Source organism: Aminobacter sp. J41 (assembly GCF_000526635.1).
Classification (GTDB): Bacteria; Pseudomonadota; Alphaproteobacteria; order Rhizobiales; family Rhizobiaceae; genus Aerobium.
Window position 1 is genome coordinate 1 of sequence record NZ_JAGL01000026.1, and the last position, 16,934, is coordinate 16,934.

General features: G+C 65.2%; 15 protein-coding genes. 10 read left to right on the plus strand and 5 right to left on the minus strand.

The window, feature by feature from the left end:
* Positions 1-525: 525 nt before the first annotated feature.
* A complete protein-coding gene (locus L630_RS0115625; RefSeq protein WP_024849177.1) occupies positions 526-987 on the minus strand; it encodes a carbon monoxide dehydrogenase subunit G in 462 nt (153 codons plus the stop codon).
* 111 nt (positions 988-1,098) lie between these two features.
* Between L630_RS0115625 and L630_RS0115630 the strand changes: the two genes are divergently transcribed.
* Positions 1,099-1,500: a hypothetical protein gene (locus L630_RS0115630; protein ID WP_024849178.1), complete on the plus strand. Its 402-nt coding sequence runs from the start codon at positions 1,099-1,101 to the stop codon at positions 1,498-1,500.
* On the opposite strand, the gene L630_RS0115635 is transcribed toward L630_RS0115630, so the two are convergent.
* The gene (locus tag L630_RS0115635; RefSeq protein WP_024849179.1) at positions 1,501-3,078 is read right to left on the minus strand and encodes a trimethylamine methyltransferase family protein; all 1,578 of its coding nucleotides are present in this window, start codon (positions 3,076-3,078) and stop codon (positions 1,501-1,503) included. It lies immediately after the preceding gene.
* A 114-nt stretch (positions 3,079-3,192) separates the two neighbouring features.
* Positions 3,193-4,689, minus strand: coding sequence for a PLP-dependent aminotransferase family protein (locus L630_RS0115640; RefSeq protein WP_024849180.1), 1,497 nt, complete (start codon positions 4,687-4,689; stop codon positions 3,193-3,195).
* A gap of 190 nt (positions 4,690-4,879) precedes the next feature.
* On the opposite strand from L630_RS0115640, the gene pgi reads away from it, so the two are divergent.
* A complete protein-coding gene (pgi, locus tag L630_RS0115645) occupies positions 4,880-6,526 on the plus strand; it encodes a glucose-6-phosphate isomerase (protein WP_024849181.1) in 1,647 nt (548 codons plus the stop codon).
* 5 nt (positions 6,527-6,531) lie between these two features.
* Positions 6,532-7,242 (plus strand): HAD family hydrolase, encoded by a 711-nt coding sequence (locus L630_RS0115650; RefSeq protein WP_024849182.1) that lies wholly within the window; start codon positions 6,532-6,534, stop codon positions 7,240-7,242.
* On the opposite strand, the gene L630_RS0115655 is transcribed toward L630_RS0115650, so the two are convergent.
* Entirely contained in the window at positions 7,243-8,412 is a 1,170-nt protein-coding gene (locus tag L630_RS0115655; RefSeq protein ID WP_024849183.1) for an Mrp/NBP35 family ATP-binding protein, read from the minus strand.
* 178 nt (positions 8,413-8,590) lie between these two features.
* On the opposite strand from L630_RS0115655, the gene L630_RS0115660 reads away from it, so the two are divergent.
* Entirely contained in the window at positions 8,591-9,004 is a 414-nt protein-coding gene (locus L630_RS0115660; protein ID WP_024849184.1) for a YciI family protein, read from the plus strand.
* 51 nt (positions 9,005-9,055) lie between these two features.
* Here L630_RS0115660 and L630_RS0115665 read toward each other — a convergent pair whose 3' ends face one another.
* Positions 9,056-9,631 carry an NADPH-dependent FMN reductase gene (locus L630_RS0115665; RefSeq protein ID WP_348602265.1) on the minus strand — a complete coding sequence of 192 codons (576 nt, stop codon included), beginning with the start codon at positions 9,629-9,631 and terminating at the stop codon, positions 9,056-9,058.
* Between the two features lie 134 nt (positions 9,632-9,765).
* On the opposite strand from L630_RS0115665, the gene L630_RS0115670 reads away from it, so the two are divergent.
* The 6 genes from L630_RS0115670 (at position 9,766) to L630_RS0115695 (ending at position 16,934) form a co-directional block, all read left to right on the plus strand.
* A complete protein-coding gene (locus tag L630_RS0115670) occupies positions 9,766-10,662 on the plus strand; it encodes a LysR family transcriptional regulator (RefSeq protein ID WP_024849186.1) in 897 nt (298 codons plus the stop codon).
* Positions 10,663-10,791: 129 nt separating this feature from the next.
* Positions 10,792-11,271, plus strand: coding sequence for a formate dehydrogenase subunit gamma (locus tag L630_RS0115675; protein WP_024849187.1), 480 nt, complete (start codon positions 10,792-10,794; stop codon positions 11,269-11,271).
* Complete coding sequence (locus L630_RS0115680) at positions 11,271-12,827, plus strand: NADH-quinone oxidoreductase subunit NuoF (RefSeq protein WP_024849188.1); 1,557 nt, start codon at positions 11,271-11,273, stop codon at positions 12,825-12,827. Before L630_RS0115675 ends, L630_RS0115680 begins: the two co-directional genes overlap by 1 nt.
* Before the next feature lie 10 nt (positions 12,828-12,837).
* On the plus strand, positions 12,838-15,729 hold the full coding sequence (gene fdhF, locus L630_RS0115685) for a formate dehydrogenase subunit alpha (protein ID WP_024849189.1): 2,892 nt from the start codon (positions 12,838-12,840) through the stop codon (positions 15,727-15,729).
* A gap of 133 nt (positions 15,730-15,862) precedes the next feature.
* Positions 15,863-16,687: a formate dehydrogenase accessory sulfurtransferase FdhD gene (gene fdhD, locus L630_RS0115690; RefSeq protein ID WP_024849190.1), complete on the plus strand. Its 825-nt coding sequence runs from the start codon at positions 15,863-15,865 to the stop codon at positions 16,685-16,687.
* Positions 16,677-16,934: a formate dehydrogenase subunit delta gene (locus L630_RS0115695; protein ID WP_024849191.1), complete on the plus strand. Its 258-nt coding sequence runs from the start codon at positions 16,677-16,679 to the stop codon at positions 16,932-16,934. Before fdhD ends, L630_RS0115695 begins: the two co-directional genes overlap by 11 nt.

The following is a 16,934-nucleotide window of genomic DNA, read 5'->3' on the forward strand; positions in this document are numbered from 1 at the left end:
AGCGGTTGGCCACGCGCCGGTAGCGGCTGCTTTCGGGATCGAAGAGATCGAGGGTGTCCTTGGAGACGTCGCAGCCGATGAAGTTTGGGTGTAAGGTCATGGGGCCTGTTCCTGTGGTGCGAGGTCTGGGTAAGCAGCCTCGTGCAACTGTTCAGGTTCAAAGCAGCACTGCGGGAAGGGGCCAGGCCATGCCACGGTCTGCTTTCCCAAGCGGAGGCGACCAGGATGCCAGCGGCCTCCTTCCCGCAACCATTCTACACCTCAGCAAACACACAGGATCCTCGGCTCAAGGCCGAGGATGACGAGGGGGATATGTCGAAGACGATATTCTCCCGGTAGGGACTTCATGCGCCGGCTTCTATGTGCGCCAGCGATGTGTCGGCCGGACGACATGCGGGCTCGTTCAGGCTCACGCCTCTCCATCTTCGTCACCCTCGGGCTCGATCCGAGGGTCCATGCCTGAGCGCTTCAACCCCGCAGCGGTGCCGGGACAGTGCTGCCCGACCCGCACCACCTAGGCCTGGCCTACGCCGTCGCTTCGCCCGCGCTGACTTTCTCGTTGAACGACGAGAAGAACTGCGCGGCGAGCTTGCGCGACGTGGAGTCGATCAGGCGGCTGCCGAGCTGGGCGATCTTGCCGCCGACATCGGCCTTGGCCGCATAGCGCAGGATCGTCTCCGCGCCGTCTGCCTCGAGCGTCACGTCCGCGCCGCCCTTCGCGAAGCCGGCGATGCCGCCCTTGCCTTCGCCCTGGATCGTGTACGAGTTCGGCGGGTTGAGATTCACGAGCTCGACCGCGCCGTTGAACTTCGCCTTGATCGGTCCGATCTTCAGCGAGACAACGGCCGACATCTCCGTGTCGGAAGTCTTTTCAAGGCTTTCACAGCCCGGAATGCATTCCTTGAGGACCTCGACATCATTCAGTGCCTCCCACACCTTGTCGATCGATGCCGCGATACGTTCCTCACCTTCAATGACTAGCGCCATTTTACTCATCCTCCATTCTGTTAGGGTGGTAGCCCAACGGGACGCGGCCATGCAATAAGCCGCGACGATTTGCTGGCGCCCTGCGCGCAAAACCAATGGAGGCTGACGCGAATGACGCGACGCAATTCCTCGCTCGGCTTCCTCGGGCGCTTCGGCCGCTCGGAGGATCTTCGGCAGCTCGATGCGGCGCTGCGCGCTGCGGACCTGCATCCGGCGCAGGTGCCGGAGGGCGTCAAGCTTACCATCGTCAACCTGATGAAGGACCAGTGGCCGCATGAGGAGCCTCCGCCAGAGGCCTATCCGCCGGTGGGGCGCTTCTTCGCTTACTGCCTGATCGGCCCCGACCTTTTTCGCGAGGCAAATGGCGAGCAGGCGCTGACTGACGCCGAGCGGCGGCTGGAAATGGCGCTCGACCGCGAGGAAAGTTTCGATGCGCAGCTGGTGCTGCTGGCACTGCATTCGAAGCTGATCAGCCCGAAGGTCGTCGCAAAGTACGATCTGAGCGCCGAATAGCTACCAGCCCATCGCCCGGCGCGGCAGGTGGATGTTGGGATGGCGCGCGCGAAGCGCATCGTCCACTTCGCGCGGCACATGGCGCGGGAAGTGGGTGGCAAGGATGCGCCGTTTCTCCTCAATGGCGCGGGCAAGAATGTCTGGCTTGCCCTTTTCGGCCCATTGCTTCGGGCTGAAGCGGTCGGCGACGGCCGGATAAAAATACTCGGTCTGCATCAGCTGAAGCGTCTGCTCGTGGCCGAGATAGTGGCCGGGGCCGTTGAGGCAGACGTCGGCGATGACGTCGAGCGAAAGGGCTGCGTCCGAGACCTCGATGCCGCGGACGCAGCGCAGGCACTGGCCGATCATGTCGTTGTCGATGATGAGGCTTTCGAGGCAAAAGCCGAGCAGCGACGCGTGCATGCCGGCGGCCTCATAAACGAGGTTGAGACCGGACAGCCCCGCCATCGCATCGGTGATGCCCTTTTCGTAGCCGGACTGGATGTCGGGAAGTTTCGAGTCGGCCATACCGGCGGCTGAGCCACCCGGCAGGTCGTAGAATTGAGCCATCTGCGCGCAGGCGGCGGTCATCAGTGCCTGCTCGCCCGAGCCGCCGGACATGGCGCCGGTGCGAAGGTCCGAGACGAACGGCCAGGTGCCGAAGATGCAGGGATGTCCCGGCTTCAGCGCGTTGACATAGACGAGGCCGGCGAGCACCTCGGCGACCGCCTGGACGACCGCGCCGGCAATCGCCGCGGGCGCTGTCGCACCCGCCTGTCCGGCGGACAAAAGCAGGATCGGGATGCCGCCCTCGACGCAGGCTTCGAGCACGCCGCAGGCATCCTCGGCGAACTTCATCGGCGGGACGACGAAGCAGTTGGAATTGGAGACGAAGGGGCGGGCGCGAAAGTTCTCTTCGCCGCCGGCGATGGCATAGAGGATGTCGAGCGCCGGGGCGACGTTCTCGCGCACTGTGAACGAGGTGCCGACATGCTTGGTGGTGCCGGTGACGCACGCATAGAGCGTGTTGAGGTCGAGGTCGGTGGGGTCGACCATGTCGCGCGCCACCATCGGTCGCTGGAAGAAATGGATGTTGTCCATCACGTCGACGATGCGGGCGGCATCGTAGATGTCCTGCAGGAGCGACTCGCGATACTCGCGCTTCTCGACATCGACGACATGAACGGCAGCACCCGCCGTGCCGTAGTGGACGCGGCTGCCCTGCACGACCATGTCGTGCCTGGGGTCCTGGCCGCAGAGGGTGAAGTGGCGGGCGGCGTTGCGGATGGTGTCTTCCACCAGCGCGCGCGGAAAGCGGATGCGGCCATCGTTGCCGAGCTTCGCGCCGGCGCGCGTGAGCGCCTCGATGCAAGAGGGGATGGCGTTGGCGAAGCCGACGGTTTCGAGCAGCGTCAGCACGGCTTCGTGGATGCGGGCGAGGTCGCTGTCGGCGAGCGGCTTGTAGCGGCCGCCTTCGAGGCCGGGGCGCACCGGTCTCAGGTCTTCTCCCAGCGGTGCGGAGCGCATCGCGCGTCTCGCTTCACGCCCGCCGTGGCGGCGGTGAGGGGTGGCTGCATTCTCATCGAGTATGACTGACATGCAGGTCTCCTCGGCAGGGGCCGGGGAAGACTATGTGCCCCATTCGTTCGCGGGGGATGAGCCAGGAAATTGACGAAGATGATCCAGCCGACCCGGCTGGATCAACCGGTTGGCTCAGGCTGCGGCGGGACGGCGTCCGGCAGCGGTTGCAAGTTCGCGGATGCCGGGCTCGATGTGTTGCAGCGCGATCGATGAAATGCCGAGGCGGATGTAGTTCTGGTTCTGCTCCGGCTTGTCGAAGAAGCGCGCGCCCGGCTCGATCAGCACGCCGCGCGAACGGGCGACTTCGGCGAGCGCATGGGCGTTGGCGCCGCGCGGGCCTTCAAGCCAGACCGAGGTGCCGGACGGGGCGTTGGTAGCCTGCCATTCGGGGAGGTAGGCTCCGACAGCCTGAGCCAGCCGGCGGCGGCGTTCGGCAAAGGCGGTCGAAAGCCGGCGCACCAGCGCCTCATGGTGACCGAGCGACAGGAACAGCGCCACGGCGCGCTGGTTGTTCGCCGGCGGGTGGCGCAGCATGAAGCGGCGCAGCGCGCGCAGCTCGGCGACGAGCCCGGCCGAAGCGACGATGAAGCCGAGGCGAAGGCCCGGGGCCAGCGTCTTCGACAGAGAGCCGACATAGATGACGCGCCCCGAACGATCCATGCTGCGCAGCGCCTGCTGCGGCGCCTCGTCCATCAGCTGGCTGTCGTAGCCGTCCTCGATGATGATGCGGTCGTTGCGCTCGGCATCGTCCAGGAGGAAGCGGCGGCGCTCGTCGGAAAGCGCCACCATGCTCGGGCAATGATGGTTGGGCGTAACGAACACGAAGTCGCTGTCGCGCGGGATCGCGGTCGGGTCGATACCCTCGCGGTCGACCGGAACGGGTGCCACCTCAGCGCCTGCAAGGCGGAAGATCGAGCGTGCGTCCGGATAGCCCGGATTTTCCATCGCCACCTTGGTGCCCTTGCCCATCAGAAGCGTCGCCAGCATGTAGAGCGCGTTCTGGGCCCCGAGCGTGACGATGATCTCGTCCGGATTGGCGAAGATGCCGCGACGCGGCAGGAGCCGCGCCTGGATCTGCTCGATCAGCAGCGGATCGTCACGGTCGACCATGTCGGCCGCCCAGTTGCGGATCTCGAGCACGGCGAGCGCCATGCGGTTGCACTCGCGCCATTCGGCGGTCGGGAACAGCGCCGGGTCGAACTGGCCGTAGACGAACGGGTAGGACGCCTTGATCCAATTTTCCTGCTTGGTCGGCTCGGGCATGTCGGATGCAAAAACGCGCCGGCGCGCCTTCCAGTCGATCGATTCCTTTGGCGACTTGGTTGCGACCTTGCGCAGGCCTGCAGGGGCGGCGAGGATTTCCGGATTGACGAAATGGCCGCGCCGTTCGCGCGCAATGAGGAAACCCTGGTCAACCAGCTGCTGGAATGCGAGCACCACGGTGCCGCGCGCAACGCCCAGCTTTTCGGCCAGCACGCGGCAGGACGGCAGCGGCATGGATGCGGCAATCTGGCGGTCGAGAATGGCCGCGACGATGGCCTGCCTGATTTGCGCCTGCAAGGTTTGGCCCGAATCGGGCGATATCCGGAACAGGCCCGACCAAATCGCTGGATCCGTGCGCGACGACATGAACAACCCTCCCATGCTGGCCATATCTGGCTCAACACATTAAGGGCTGGCCCAACGTCTTACGCCAATCAAAAGAATTGATCGGACCAATTTGTGCCAGCGATAGATCGTTCTTGATCCATCGCCGGGGTTACCATTTTTGCGGCGCCTGCTATCGTCAGGCGCAACCTGGATCGAGGTGGAGTCACCCATGGACCGAAAGGCTTTCGACGCAGCGCTGAACGCGCTGAGGGACCATCGGAATGCCAATGTTTCTCTCGACATGCGGGCCGCCTTCGCTGCGGACCCGGCACGGTTCGAGAAGTTCTCGGCAAGGTTGGATGACCTGCTGCTCGACTATTCGAAATGCGCGGTGAGCGAGGAAACGCTGTCGCTGCTGGCAAACCTCGCTGAAGCCGCGGGCGTCGAGGCGCAGCGCGAGCGCATGTTCTCGGGCGAGAAGATCAACGTCACCGAGGGGCGCGCGGTCCTGCACACGGCGCTGCGCTGCCCGCCCGGCACGACGGTGCTGGTCGACGGCGAAAACGTCATCACGGGCGTGCACGAAGTGCTCGAGGCGATGGCGAAATTCGCGACGGGCATCCGCTCCGGCACTATCACCGGTGCGACGGGGAAGAAGATCACCGACGTCGTCAACATCGGCATTGGCGGCTCCGACCTTGGTCCGGCCATGGCGACGCTGGCGCTGGCGCCCTACCATGACGGCCCGCGCGCGCACTACGTCTCGAACGTCGATGGCGCGCACATCGCCGACACGTTGCAGACGCTCAATCCCGAAACGACGCTGTTCATCGTCGCCTCGAAGACCTTCACCACCGTCGAGACGATGACCAATGCCGAGACGGCTCGGCGCTGGATCATCGCCAAACTCGGCGAAGAGGCAGTCGCGAAGCATTTCGCGGCGGTCTCGACCGCGCTCGACAAGGTGGGCGCGTTCGGCATTCCGCAGGACCGTATCTTCGGCTTTTGGGACTGGGTCGGCGGGCGCTATTCGCTGTGGTCGGCGATCGGCCTGCCGATCATGATCGCCATCGGCGAGAAGAATTTTCGCGATTTGCTTGCCGGCGCGCATGCGATGGACGAGCATTTCCGGACGGCGCCGGTGGGCGAAAACATGCCGATGCTGTTCGGCCTCGTTGGCTTCTGGCACCGCGTCGTTTGCGGCTATCCGGCCCGCGCGGTCATTCCCTATGACCAGCGGCTGGCGCGCCTGCCGGCCTACCTGCAGCAGCTCGACATGGAGTCGAACGGCAAGGCCGTCACCCTCGACAGCAAGGCGGTCTCAACCGTCACCGGCCCGCTGGTGTGGGGCGAGCCAGGCACCAACGGCCAGCACGCCTTCTTCCAGCTGCTGCACCAGGGTACCGACATCATCCCGGTCGAGTTCCTGGTCGCCGCGCAGGGTCACCAGCCGGAGCTGCGCCATCACCATGACCTCCTCGTCGCCAATTGCCTCGCGCAGTCAGAAGCCTTGATGAAGGGCCGCACGCTCGAGGAAGCAAAGGCGCAGATGCGCGCCAAGGGCGTGGCCGAGGACGAGGTCGAAAAGATCGCGCCGCACCGCGTCTTTACTGGCAACCGCCCGTCGATGACGATCCTCTATCGCATGCTCGATCCCTACACGCTCGGCCGGCTGATTGCGCTCTACGAGCACCGCGTCTTCGTCGAGGCGCAGCTGTTTGGCATCAACGCCTTCGACCAGTGGGGCGTCGAGCTCGGCAAGGAGCTGGCGACGGGCCTCCTGCCTGTCGTGGAAGGTAAGGAAAGTGCCGCTGGCCGCGACGCCTCCACCGCCGGACTCGTGCGACACCTGCACGCGCTTGCGAAGGCGGAGTAGCCAGATTGCTCGGCATCAAGGGGATCCTGTTCGACAAGGACGGCACGCTTGTCGACTTCAACGCGACCTGGTTCGGCGTTGCCGACCAACTCGCGCTGCGCGCGGCGGGCGGCGACCGGCAGCGGGCGAACAATTTGCTCGAGATCGTCGGTTACGACTTCGACAGAAAATGCTTTCGTGCCGACTCGGTGTTCGCTGCCGGCACCAATGCCGACATCGTCGCGACCTGGTTCCCGGACCTGGACCTGCCTGCGCGGCAGAAAGTCCTCGACGATTTCGACGCCTTCACGACCAGCGAGGGCGCGGCAAATCCGGTGGAGCTGCCGGGCGTGCGCGACGCGCTGCGCCAGCTGCATTCGGTCGGCATGCGCATGGCGGTCGCCACCAATGACTCGACGCAGGGCGCCGAGCGGACCTTGTCAGCGCTGGGCATCGCCCAGCTGTTCGATGCGGCGTTCGGTTATGACGCGGTCGCCAATCCGAAGCCTGCGCCGGACACGGTGCGGGCCTTCTGCGACATGACGGGACTGAGGCCCTCGCAGCTTGCGATGGTCGGCGACAATCGTCACGACCTCGAAATGGCGAAGGCGGGCGGGGTTGGCCTTGCGGTGGGCGTGCTATCGGGCACCGGCTCGCGCGAAACGCTCGAGCCGCTGGCCGATGTCGTTCTGGAATCGATCGCGGAACTGCCGGCCTATCTTGCCGGCGGCTCCTGATTATTCGAACACGATGGCTGGGGTGGCGCCCTGCGCCGCCGCCTGCTCCTGCTGGATGCGCTCATGCACCTTGCGGGCGATCTCGCGATAGACCTTCGCCTGCGCGCCTTCGGGGTTGGAAACCACGACGGGCGTTCCCGCATCCGAGGTCTCGCGGACGTCCATCGTCAGCGGCACCTCGCCAAGGAACGGCACGCCGAGGCGCTCCGCCTCGTTGCGGGCGCCGCCATGGCCAAAGATGTCGTAGCGCGCGCCGGTGTCGGGGGCGATGAAGTAGCTCATGTTCTCGACAATGCCGAGGAGCGGCACGTCGACCTTCTTGAACATGTTGAGGCCCTTGCGCGCGTCGATCAGCGCGATGTCCTGCGGCGTCGAGACGATCACGGCACCGGCCAGCGGCACCTGCTGCGCCACGGTCAGCTGCGCGTCGCCGGTTCCGGGAGGCATGTCGAGGACGAGCACGTCGAGCGGCGCCCATTCGACCTCGCGCAGGAGCTGCGACAGCGCCGACATGACCATCGGCCCGCGCCAGATCATCGGCGTCTCCTCATCGACGAGGAAGCCCATCGACATCACCTTGATGCCGTACTTTTCCATCGGCTTGAGGATGCGGCCGTCGATCGTCTCAGGCTTGCCCTTGAGGCCGAGCAGGCGCGGCATCGACGGGCCGTAAATGTCGGCGTCGAGGATACCGACCTTGAGCCCAAGCGAGGCAAGACCAAGAGCCAGGTTGACCGCAGTGGTGGATTTGCCGACGCCGCCCTTGCCCGACGCGACGGCGATGATCGCATTGACGCCCGGAACGCCACGCTTGCCCGGCTGGTGGCCGGAGGGAGCTGCCGGGGCCGCAGCGCGGGGTGCGGCCTGCGGAGCCGGGCGCGGCGGCATCGGGCGGGGCGGGGCAGCTTCCATGCCGCCGCCCTTCTTCTCTGCCGTCAGCGCCACGACAGCGCCTGCGACGCCGGGGATCTGCTTGACGACGCGCTCGGCAGCAGCGCGCAGCGGCTCAAGCTCCTGCGCACGCGCGGCCGGAACGGTGATTGAGAAGAACACCTTCCCGCTGGCGATGAAGATCTCCGACACCAACCCCTGCGAGACGATGTCTCCCTCGAAATCGGGACCCTTGATCGTCTTCAGCGCATCGAGGACGGCTTCTTTGGTAACGGACATGGCGACTGCTCTATCTGTTGACTGGGTCTGAGATAGTCCAATTCCGGGTGGGAACCAAGCGCGGCGCGAAAATGCTTTTCAGTCGCCGCTCCGAAAAAAGTCATGCACAATTGTCGGCAGGGGCCGTTTGCGCGCGTCATCATTGCATGCGCCACTTCCAGGGAAGGAGAAAACGACCATGCGCTTCATGCTGCTGATGATTCCCAAGGGCTACGAATCCGCACCGCCGGGAGTCGACCTCGATCCGGAGCGGGTCGATGCAATGATGAAGTACAATGACGAACTGCAGAAGGCGGGCATTCTCGAGGCCCTGAACGGCCTGCATCCGCCGTCATCCGGCGCGCGCGTCTCGTTCAAGGGCGGCAAGCCGTTGGTGACCGACGGTCCCTTCGCCGAGGCCAAGGAAGTGCTTGGCGGCTACTGGATCATCAACGTGAAGTCGCGCGCGGAAGCGATCGAATGGGCGACGCGCTGCCCGGCCTCGGACAACGAGGTGATCGAGGTGCGGCAGATCCAGGAGATGGAAGATTACTCCGAGCCGGTGCAGGAAATCGTTCAGCGCTATCCGGAGCTTCAGGCAAAGGGCGCCTGATCGGGCGCCAGGGCGGCAGCGGACCATCTGATCCGCTGCCGCGATACTCAATCAGGCTGCGGCGCGCAGGGTTTCGCGCATGGAGCTGAGAGCGCGGGCCCACTTGTCGAGCTCGCCCAGCATCAGCTTGGCGCCGTCCTTCATCGGGTCGGTGGCGTTGAGGCCGTCTTCGGTGAGCAGCGGGAAGACCATCGGCAGCGGAACCGTTTCCGGCAGCGGCATGACGCGCAGCGTGGTCAGAAGCTGGCGCAGCTCCTGGGCAGCGCGCAGGCCGCCGGAAATGCCGCCGTAGCTGACGATGCCGGCCGGCTTGTAGTTCCACTCAAGGCTCAGATAGCTGATCGCGTTGATCAGCGATGCAGGCGGGAAATAGTTGTATTCCGGCGTGACGAACACGTAGGCGTCGCCCGATGCAACCGAGGCCGCCCACTTCTTGGTGTGCTCATGCTGGTAGTCCTGCATGCGCGGATGCTTCGGCTCGTCGAAGACCGGAAGATTAAAGTCGGCAAGATCCACGATAACCGGCTCGAATGCGCCCTGTTCGCGTGCGACGCCCTCGAACCACTTGGCGACCTTGGGACCAACGCGGCCCGGGCGGGTGCTGCCGATGATGATATTCAGTTTCATTGCAATTCCATATTCACGAATGACCACTCGCGAATCGAGCGAGATCGGGCTTCTAAAGGGTATTCTTGGGCTAACCTCAACCCGCATTGGCGGCGGTCTGGTATGCGGGAAACGCAGGCACTATTGTCGCCGCCATGATCGACAAGCTTGAATTCTTCATCGCCCTCGCCAAAACGCAGCACTTCGGCCGCGCCGCCGAGGAACTCGGCATCACCCAGCCGACGCTTTCAGCGGCCCTGCGCCAGCTGGAGGAGCAGCTGGGCGTGATGCTGGTCAAGCGCGGCTCGCGCTTCCAGGGGCTGACGCCCGAAGGCGAGCAGGTGCTGACCTGGGCGCGGCGCATCGTCGGCGATGCGCGCACGATGAAGGAGGAGATGCGCGCTGCGCGGCATGGTCTTTCCGGCCGCCTGCGCATCGCGGCGATTCCGACGGCGCTGCCGATGGTGCCGATGCTGACGACGCCGTTTCGCGAGCGTCACCCGGGCGTGACCTTCACGGTCTTGTCGCGCACCTCGGTCGAGATCCTGTCGCTGCTTGGCAATTTCGACATCGACATCGGCATCACCTATCTCGACAACGAGCCGCTAGGGCGGGTGCTGTCGATGCCACTCTATACCGAGCGCTACCGGCTGATCACCGCCGCCGGCAGCCCGCTCGCGGACCGGGTGCAGGTCACCTGGGCAGAGATTGCCGAACTGCCGCTCTGCCTGCTCACCCCCGACATGCAGAACCGCCGCATCATCGACCAGCATCTCGCCGCTGCCGGATCGAGCACGCGGCCGACGCTTGAATCCAACTCGATGATCGTGCTGCTCAGCCATATCCGGACGGGCAAATGGGCATCGATCATGCCGGTGCACCTTGCCGAAACCTTCGGCTTCAACGAGCCGATCCGGGCCATCCCAATCGTCGATCCCGACGCCAGCCACATGGTCGGACTTGTCGCTGCGGAACGCGAGCCGCGCCCGCCGCTGGTAGCGGCTGTCCTCGAAGAGGCGCACCGCCTGGTCGCCAGCAAGCGGCTGGTATGATTGTATACTGTTTCCGTCATCAATAGAAATTTTCTATCAATCAACGAGACAGCTTTATTGACTTAACCGCGCGTAATCCTGAGAATGCGCATTCGGTGGGACATCGAGTGTATACAGGGAGGGCGCTGCTTGGTCTCGCAGGCGCATAGTACCGAAATCGCAACACAGACGCGCGCGATCGTCGACAGCCTGAAGTGGCTTGAGGGCCCCTTGCTGCCGATCCTGCACGAGATCCAGGAGGAATTCGGCTACGTCCCGCAGGAGTCCCTGCCGGTGATTGCCGATGCCCTCAACCTGTCCAATGCCGAAGTGCATGGCGTCGTCACCTTCTACCACGACTACCGCCGCGAGCCGGCCGGACGCCACGTCCTGAAGCTCTGCCAGGCCGAGGCCTGCCAGTCGATGGGCTCGGAAAAGGTGGCCGACAAGATCAAGCGTCTGCTCGGCATCGGCTTCCATGAGACCAGCCTCGACGGCTCCGTCACGCTCGAGCCGGTATACTGCCTCGGGCTCTGCGCCTGCGCGCCTGCCGCCATGCTCGACGGCGAGGTGATCGGCCGCGTCGATGATGAAGCCATCGACGAGATCGTTGCTGAGGTGCGCCGCTGATGACCGTGAAGATCTATATTCCAAAGGATGCGGCCGCTCTCGCGCTGGGCGCGGAAAAGGTTGCCAAGGCGGTTGCCGCCGAGATCGCGGCCCGTGGCCTCGACGCGCAGATCGTGCGCAACGGCACACGCGGCATGATCTGGCTGGAGCCGCTGGTCGAGGTGGAGACCGCTGACGGACGCGTCGGCTACGGCCCGGTGAAAGCTGCTGACGTTCCTTCGCTCTTCGATGCGAATTTCCTTTCAGGCGGCGCGCACCCGAAGGCGCTCGGCAAGGTCGAGGAACTGCCGTTCTTCGCGAAGCAGACGCGTTTGACCTTCGCCCGCTGCGGCGTGATCGACCCGCTCTCTCTCGACGACTATCGCGCCTATGGCGGCCTGCGCGGCCTCGAAAAGGCCGTCGCCACCACGCCGGCGCAGATTGTCCAGACTGTGACCGATTCCGGCCTGCGCGGCCGTGGCGGCGCGGGCTTCCCGACCGGCATCAAGTGGAAGACGGTTCACGATGCGGTCGCCGACCGCAAGTACATCGTCTGCAATGCGGACGAGGGCGACTCGGCAACCTTCGCCGACCGCATGATCATGGAGGGCGACCCGTTCGTCCTGATCGAGGGCATGGCGATTGCCGGTATCGCGACTGGCGCGACCAAGGGCTTCGTCTACATCCGCTCCGAATATCCGCACGCGATTGCGACGATGACGAGGGCCGTCGAAATCGCACGCCGTGCCGGCATTCTTGGCACGACGGTGCTTGGTTCGCCGAACGCCTTCGACATCGAGATTCGCTCCGGCGCCGGCGCCTATGTCTGCGGCGAGGAAACGTCGCTCCTCAACAGCCTGGAAGGCAAGCGCGGCGTCGTTCGCGCCAAGCCGCCGCTGCCGGCGATCCAAGGCCTGTTCGGCAAGCCGACCGTCATCAACAACGTTATCTCGCTGGCGTCAGTCCCGGTCATCATGGACAGGGGCTCCGAGTTCTATCGCGACTTCGGCATGGGCCGTTCGCGCGGCACCATTCCGGTGCAGCTCGCCGGCAATGTCAGGAATGGCGGCCTGTTCGAGGTGGCCTTCGGCATCACGCTCGGCGAACTCGTCAACGAGATCGGCGGCGGCACGGCTTCCGGCCGTCCGGTCAAGGCGGTGCAGGTTGGCGGGCCGCTCGGTGCCTATTTCCCTGTCTCGCTGTTCGATACGCCGTTCGACTACGAAGCCTTTGCGGGCAAGGACGGCCTCATCGGTCATGCCGGCATCACCGTGTTCGACGACACCGCCGACATGCTGAAGCAGGCCCGCTTTGCCATGGAGTTCTGCGCCATCGAGAGCTGCGGCAAGTGCACTCCCTGCCGCATCGGTTCGACCCGCGGCGTCGAGACGCTCGACAAGGTCGCTGCCGGCATCGAACCGCAGAAGAACCTCGAGCTGGTTGCAGACCTCTGCAACACCATGAAGTTTGGATCCCTTTGCGCCCTTGGCGGGTTTACCCCTTACCCGGTGATGAGCGCCCTCACGCATTTCCCTGAAGATTTTGCGCCGCGCACGGTCGCGGAAGCCGCGGAATAGGAGACGTATCATGGGTCTCGTTCACGAAATCGACTACGGAACCCCGGCGTCCAAGTCGGAGAAGATGGTGACGCTTACCGTCGACGGTTTTGAAGTCACCGTCCCGGAAGGCACCTCGATCATGCGCGCTTCGATGGAAGCGGGCATCGCCATCCCGAAGCTTTGCGCGACCGACATGGTCGACGCATTCGGCTCCTGCCGCCTCTGTCTCGTCGAGATCGAGGGCCGGGCCGGCACCCCGTCCTCGTGCACCACGCCGGTTGCGCCTGGAATGGTTGTTCACACCCAGACGGGCCGGCTCAAGGACATCCGGCGCGGCGTGATGGAGCTCTACATCTCCGACCATCCGCTCGACTGCCTCACCTGCGCCGCCAATGGCGACTGCGAGCTGCAGGACATGGCGGGCGCGGTCGGCCTGCGCGACGTGCGCTACGGCTATGATGGCGACAATCACGTCTTCGCGAAGAAGCGCGATGCGCTAGAAGGCAGCGTCGCCAATGTGCGCTGGATGCCGAAGGACGAGTCCAACCCGTACTTCACCTACGATCCGTCGAAGTGCATTGTCTGCTCGCGCTGCGTGCGCGCCTGTGAGGAAGTGCAGGGCACCTTTGCGCTGACCATCGAGGGCAGGGGCTTTGACAGCCGCGTTTCGGCCGGCATGCACCAGCCGTTCCTTGAGTCCGAGTGCGTGTCCTGCGGCGCCTGCGTCCAGGCCTGCCCGACCGGTACGCTGACGGAAAAGACGGTGATCGAGATCGGCCAGCCGGAGCGCTCGGTCGTCACCACCTGCGCCTATTGCGGCGTCGGCTGCTCGTTCAAGGCCGAGATGCGCGGCGATGAGCTGGTGCGCATGGTTCCCTACAAGGACGGCAAGGCCAATCGCGGCCACTCCTGCGTCAAGGGCCGCTTCGCCTGGGGCTATGCGACCCACAAGGAGCGCATCCTCAACCCGATGATCCGCGAGAAGATCACGGATCCGTGGCGTGAGGTCACCTGGGAAGAAGCCTTCCAGCACGTCGCCAACGAGTTCCGCCGCATCCAGTACCAGTATGGCCGCGAGGCCATCGGCGGCATCACCTCGTCGCGCTGCACCAATGAGGAGACTTACCTCGTCCAGAAGCTGATCCGTCAGGGCTTCCGCAACAACAACGTCGACACCTGCGCCCGCGTCTGCCACTCGCCGACCGGCTACGGCCTCGGCCAGGCCTTCGGCACTTCGGCCGGCACGCAGGACTTCGACTCGGTCGAGCATTCCGACGTCATCATGGTGATCGGCGCCAACCCGGCCGCCGCGCACCCGGTGTTCGCCTCGCGGATGCGCAAGCGCCTGCGCAAGGGCGCGAAGCTGATCGTCATCGACCCGCGCCGCACCGAGATGGTGAAGGCGCCGCATGTCGAGGCGGAATATCACCTCGCACTTCGCCCGGGCACCAACGTCGCGATCGTCACCTCGCTCGCACACGTCATCGTCACCGAAGGTCTCTTCAACGAAGCCTTCATCCGCGAGCGCTGCGACTGGTCCGAGTTCGAGGACTATGCCGAGTTCGTCTCTGATCCGCGCCACAGCCCGGAAGAGGTCGAGAAGCTGACCGGCGTTCCGGCCGAGACGATCCGCGGCGCGGCTCGCCTCTACGCCACCGGCGGCAACGGCGCGATCTACTATGGCCTCGGCGTCACCGAGCACAGCCAGGGCTCGACCACCGTCATGGGCATCGCCAACCTTGCGATGCTGACCGGCAATATCGGCCGCCCGGGCGTCGGCGTGAACCCGCTGCGCGGCCAGAACAACGTGCAGGGCTCGTGCGACATGGGCTCGTTCCCGCACGAGTTCCCGGGCTACCGGCACGTGTCGACCGACGCGGTGCGCGAGACGTTCGAGAAGCTGTGGGGCGTCGAGCTTTCGGCAGAGCCGGGCCTGCGCATCCCGAACATGCTCGATGCCGCCGTCGAGGGCACCTTCAAGGGCATCTACATCCAGGGCGAGGACATCCTGCAGTCCGATCCGGACACCAAGCATGTCTCCGCTGGCCTTGCGGCGATGGAGTGCGTCGTTGTGCACGACCTCTTCCTCAACGAGACCGCTCGCTACGCCCACGTCTTCCTGCCGGGTTCGACCTTCCTCGAGAAAGACGGGACCTTCACCAATGCCGAGCGCCGCATCAACCGCGTGCGCAAGGTGATGGCGCCGAAGAACGGCTATGCCGACTGGGAAGTGACGCAGAAGCTCGCGCAGGCGATGGGCCTGAACTGGAATTACACCCATCCGTCCGATGTCATGGACGAGATTGCCGCAACGACCCCGTCCTTCGCCAAGGTGTCCTACGACTATCTCGAGAAGATGGGCTCGGTGCAGTGGCCGTGCAATGAGGCAGCGCCCGAGGGCACGCCGATCGTTCACGTCAACGGCTTCGTGCGCGGCAAGGGCAAGTTCATCCGCACCGAATATGTGGCGACCGACGAAAAGACCGGCCCGCGCTTCCCGCTGCTGCTGACGACCGGCCGCATCCTGTCGCAGTACAATGTCGGCGCGCAGACCCGTCGCACCGAGAATGTCGTCTGGCACGACGAGGACCTGCTGGAGATCCACCCGCACGACGCCGAGCAGCGCGGCATTCGCGACGGCGACTTTGTGCGCCTGACGAGCCGCGCGGGCGAGACGACGCTGCGGGCGCAGATCACCGATCGCGTGGCGCCGGGCGTGGTCTACACCACCTTCCACCACCCGGACACGCAGGCCAACGTCATCACCACCGACTTCTCGGACTGGGCGACCAACTGCCCGGAATACAAGGTGACGGCGGTGCAGGTGGCTCCTTCCAACGGCCCGAGCGACTGGCAGCGCGAGTACCAGGAACTCAGCCGCCAGACGCGCCGGATCGCCTCGCTGGAGGCGGCGGAGTAGGAATGCCGGCTCCCCTCGTCCTCAGGGGAGAGGAAGCGCGCCCGCCCCGGCGCGCTTCCCCGGCTTCACGCGGGAGGCGCGACCGCGCAACTCGTGCTAGGCTGGGAAAGGCATTCCTGTTGGAGCAAGCAGCATGAACCGTCCGCCCGTCACGTCTACTTCGAGGCTTACCCGCCGCGCCGACGGCATCCGGACGGCTGACCGCAACGTGCCGGAGGAGACGCCGGTCGCGCTCTCCTATGCCGGCACCACCCATGCGGTGATGATGGCAAGCCCCTCGGACCTCCACGACTTCGCGCTCGGCTTCTCTTTGACGGAAGGCATCATCGCCTCGCCGGAGGAGATCGAGGAGATTACGGTCGAGGACGTCGGCGAAGGCGTCGATATCCAGATCCGGCTGAAGGATCAGGCGAACACGCGCTTTCAGGCGCGCCGCCGCCGCCTTGCGGGGCCCGTCGGCTGCGGCCTTTGCGGTATCGAGTCGATCGACGAGGCGATGCGCGCGGTCTGCGAGGTGAAAACCTCGCCGCTGACGCTGACGCCCGACCAGATCGTCGAGGCCGTGCGGCTTTTGTCCGAACAGCAGCCATTCCACCGCCAGACCGGCGCGGTGCATGCCGCGGGGTTCTACGTGCCCGGCAAGGGCATCGTGGCCGCCCGCGAGGATGTCGGCCGCCACAACGCGCTCGACAAGCTGGCCGGCGCGCTGGCGAAGGCTGGCGTTGCCGGATCGTCCGGCGCGGTGGTCGTTACCTCGCGCGTCTCGGTCGAGATGGTGCAGAAGACGGCGGCCATCGGCGCGCCCTTCATTCTTGCCGTATCGGCGCCGACCGCGCTTGCCATCCGCACGGCGGACGCCGCCGGCATGACGCTCGTCGCGCTGGTGCGCGGCGAGGATTTCGACGTTTTCACCCATTCGCATCGCATTTCAGACGGAGCCATCCGCCATGTCGCATGACGCCGCACACAGTTCGCATGCCAAGCTGATCCGCATGGCCAACCAGATCGGCACCTTCTTTGAGTCGAAGACCAACCGCGCCGAGGGCGTGGCCGGGGTTGCCGAACACATCAACAAGTTCTGGGAGCCGCGGATGCGCCGCCACCTGTTCGAGGTGCTCGACGCGGGCGGCGAGGGGCTGAAGCCGATCGTGCTCGAGGCGGCACCCTCCATCAAGCGCCCCGCGCCGGCCGATAAGGTCGCGTAG

Coding starts and splice junctions, on each gene's coding strand:
- fdhD (WP_024849190.1), top strand. CDS start 15,863: ATGAACCGTCCGCCCGTCACGTCTACTTCGAGGCTTACCCGCCGCGCC.
- L630_RS0115625 (WP_024849177.1), bottom strand. CDS start 987: ATGGCGCTAGTCATTGAAGGTGAGGAACGTATCGCGGCATCGATCGAC.
- pgi (WP_024849181.1), top strand. CDS start 4,880: ATGGACCGAAAGGCTTTCGACGCAGCGCTGAACGCGCTGAGGGACCAT.
- L630_RS0115640 (WP_024849180.1), bottom strand. CDS start 4,689: ATGTCGTCGCGCACGGATCCAGCGATTTGGTCGGGCCTGTTCCGGATA.
- L630_RS0115680 (WP_024849188.1), top strand. CDS start 11,271: ATGACCGTGAAGATCTATATTCCAAAGGATGCGGCCGCTCTCGCGCTG.
- L630_RS0115660 (WP_024849184.1), top strand. CDS start 8,591: ATGCGCTTCATGCTGCTGATGATTCCCAAGGGCTACGAATCCGCACCG.
- L630_RS0115630 (WP_024849178.1), top strand. CDS start 1,099: ATGACGCGACGCAATTCCTCGCTCGGCTTCCTCGGGCGCTTCGGCCGC.
- L630_RS0115695 (WP_024849191.1), top strand. CDS start 16,677: ATGTCGCATGACGCCGCACACAGTTCGCATGCCAAGCTGATCCGCATG.
- fdhF (WP_024849189.1), top strand. CDS start 12,838: ATGGGTCTCGTTCACGAAATCGACTACGGAACCCCGGCGTCCAAGTCG.
- L630_RS0115665 (WP_348602265.1), bottom strand. CDS start 9,631: ATGAAACTGAATATCATCATCGGCAGCACCCGCCCGGGCCGCGTTGGT.
- L630_RS0115635 (WP_024849179.1), bottom strand. CDS start 3,078: ATGTCAGTCATACTCGATGAGAATGCAGCCACCCCTCACCGCCGCCAC.
- L630_RS0115670 (WP_024849186.1), top strand. CDS start 9,766: ATGATCGACAAGCTTGAATTCTTCATCGCCCTCGCCAAAACGCAGCAC.
- L630_RS0115655 (WP_024849183.1), bottom strand. CDS start 8,412: ATGTCCGTTACCAAAGAAGCCGTCCTCGATGCGCTGAAGACGATCAAG.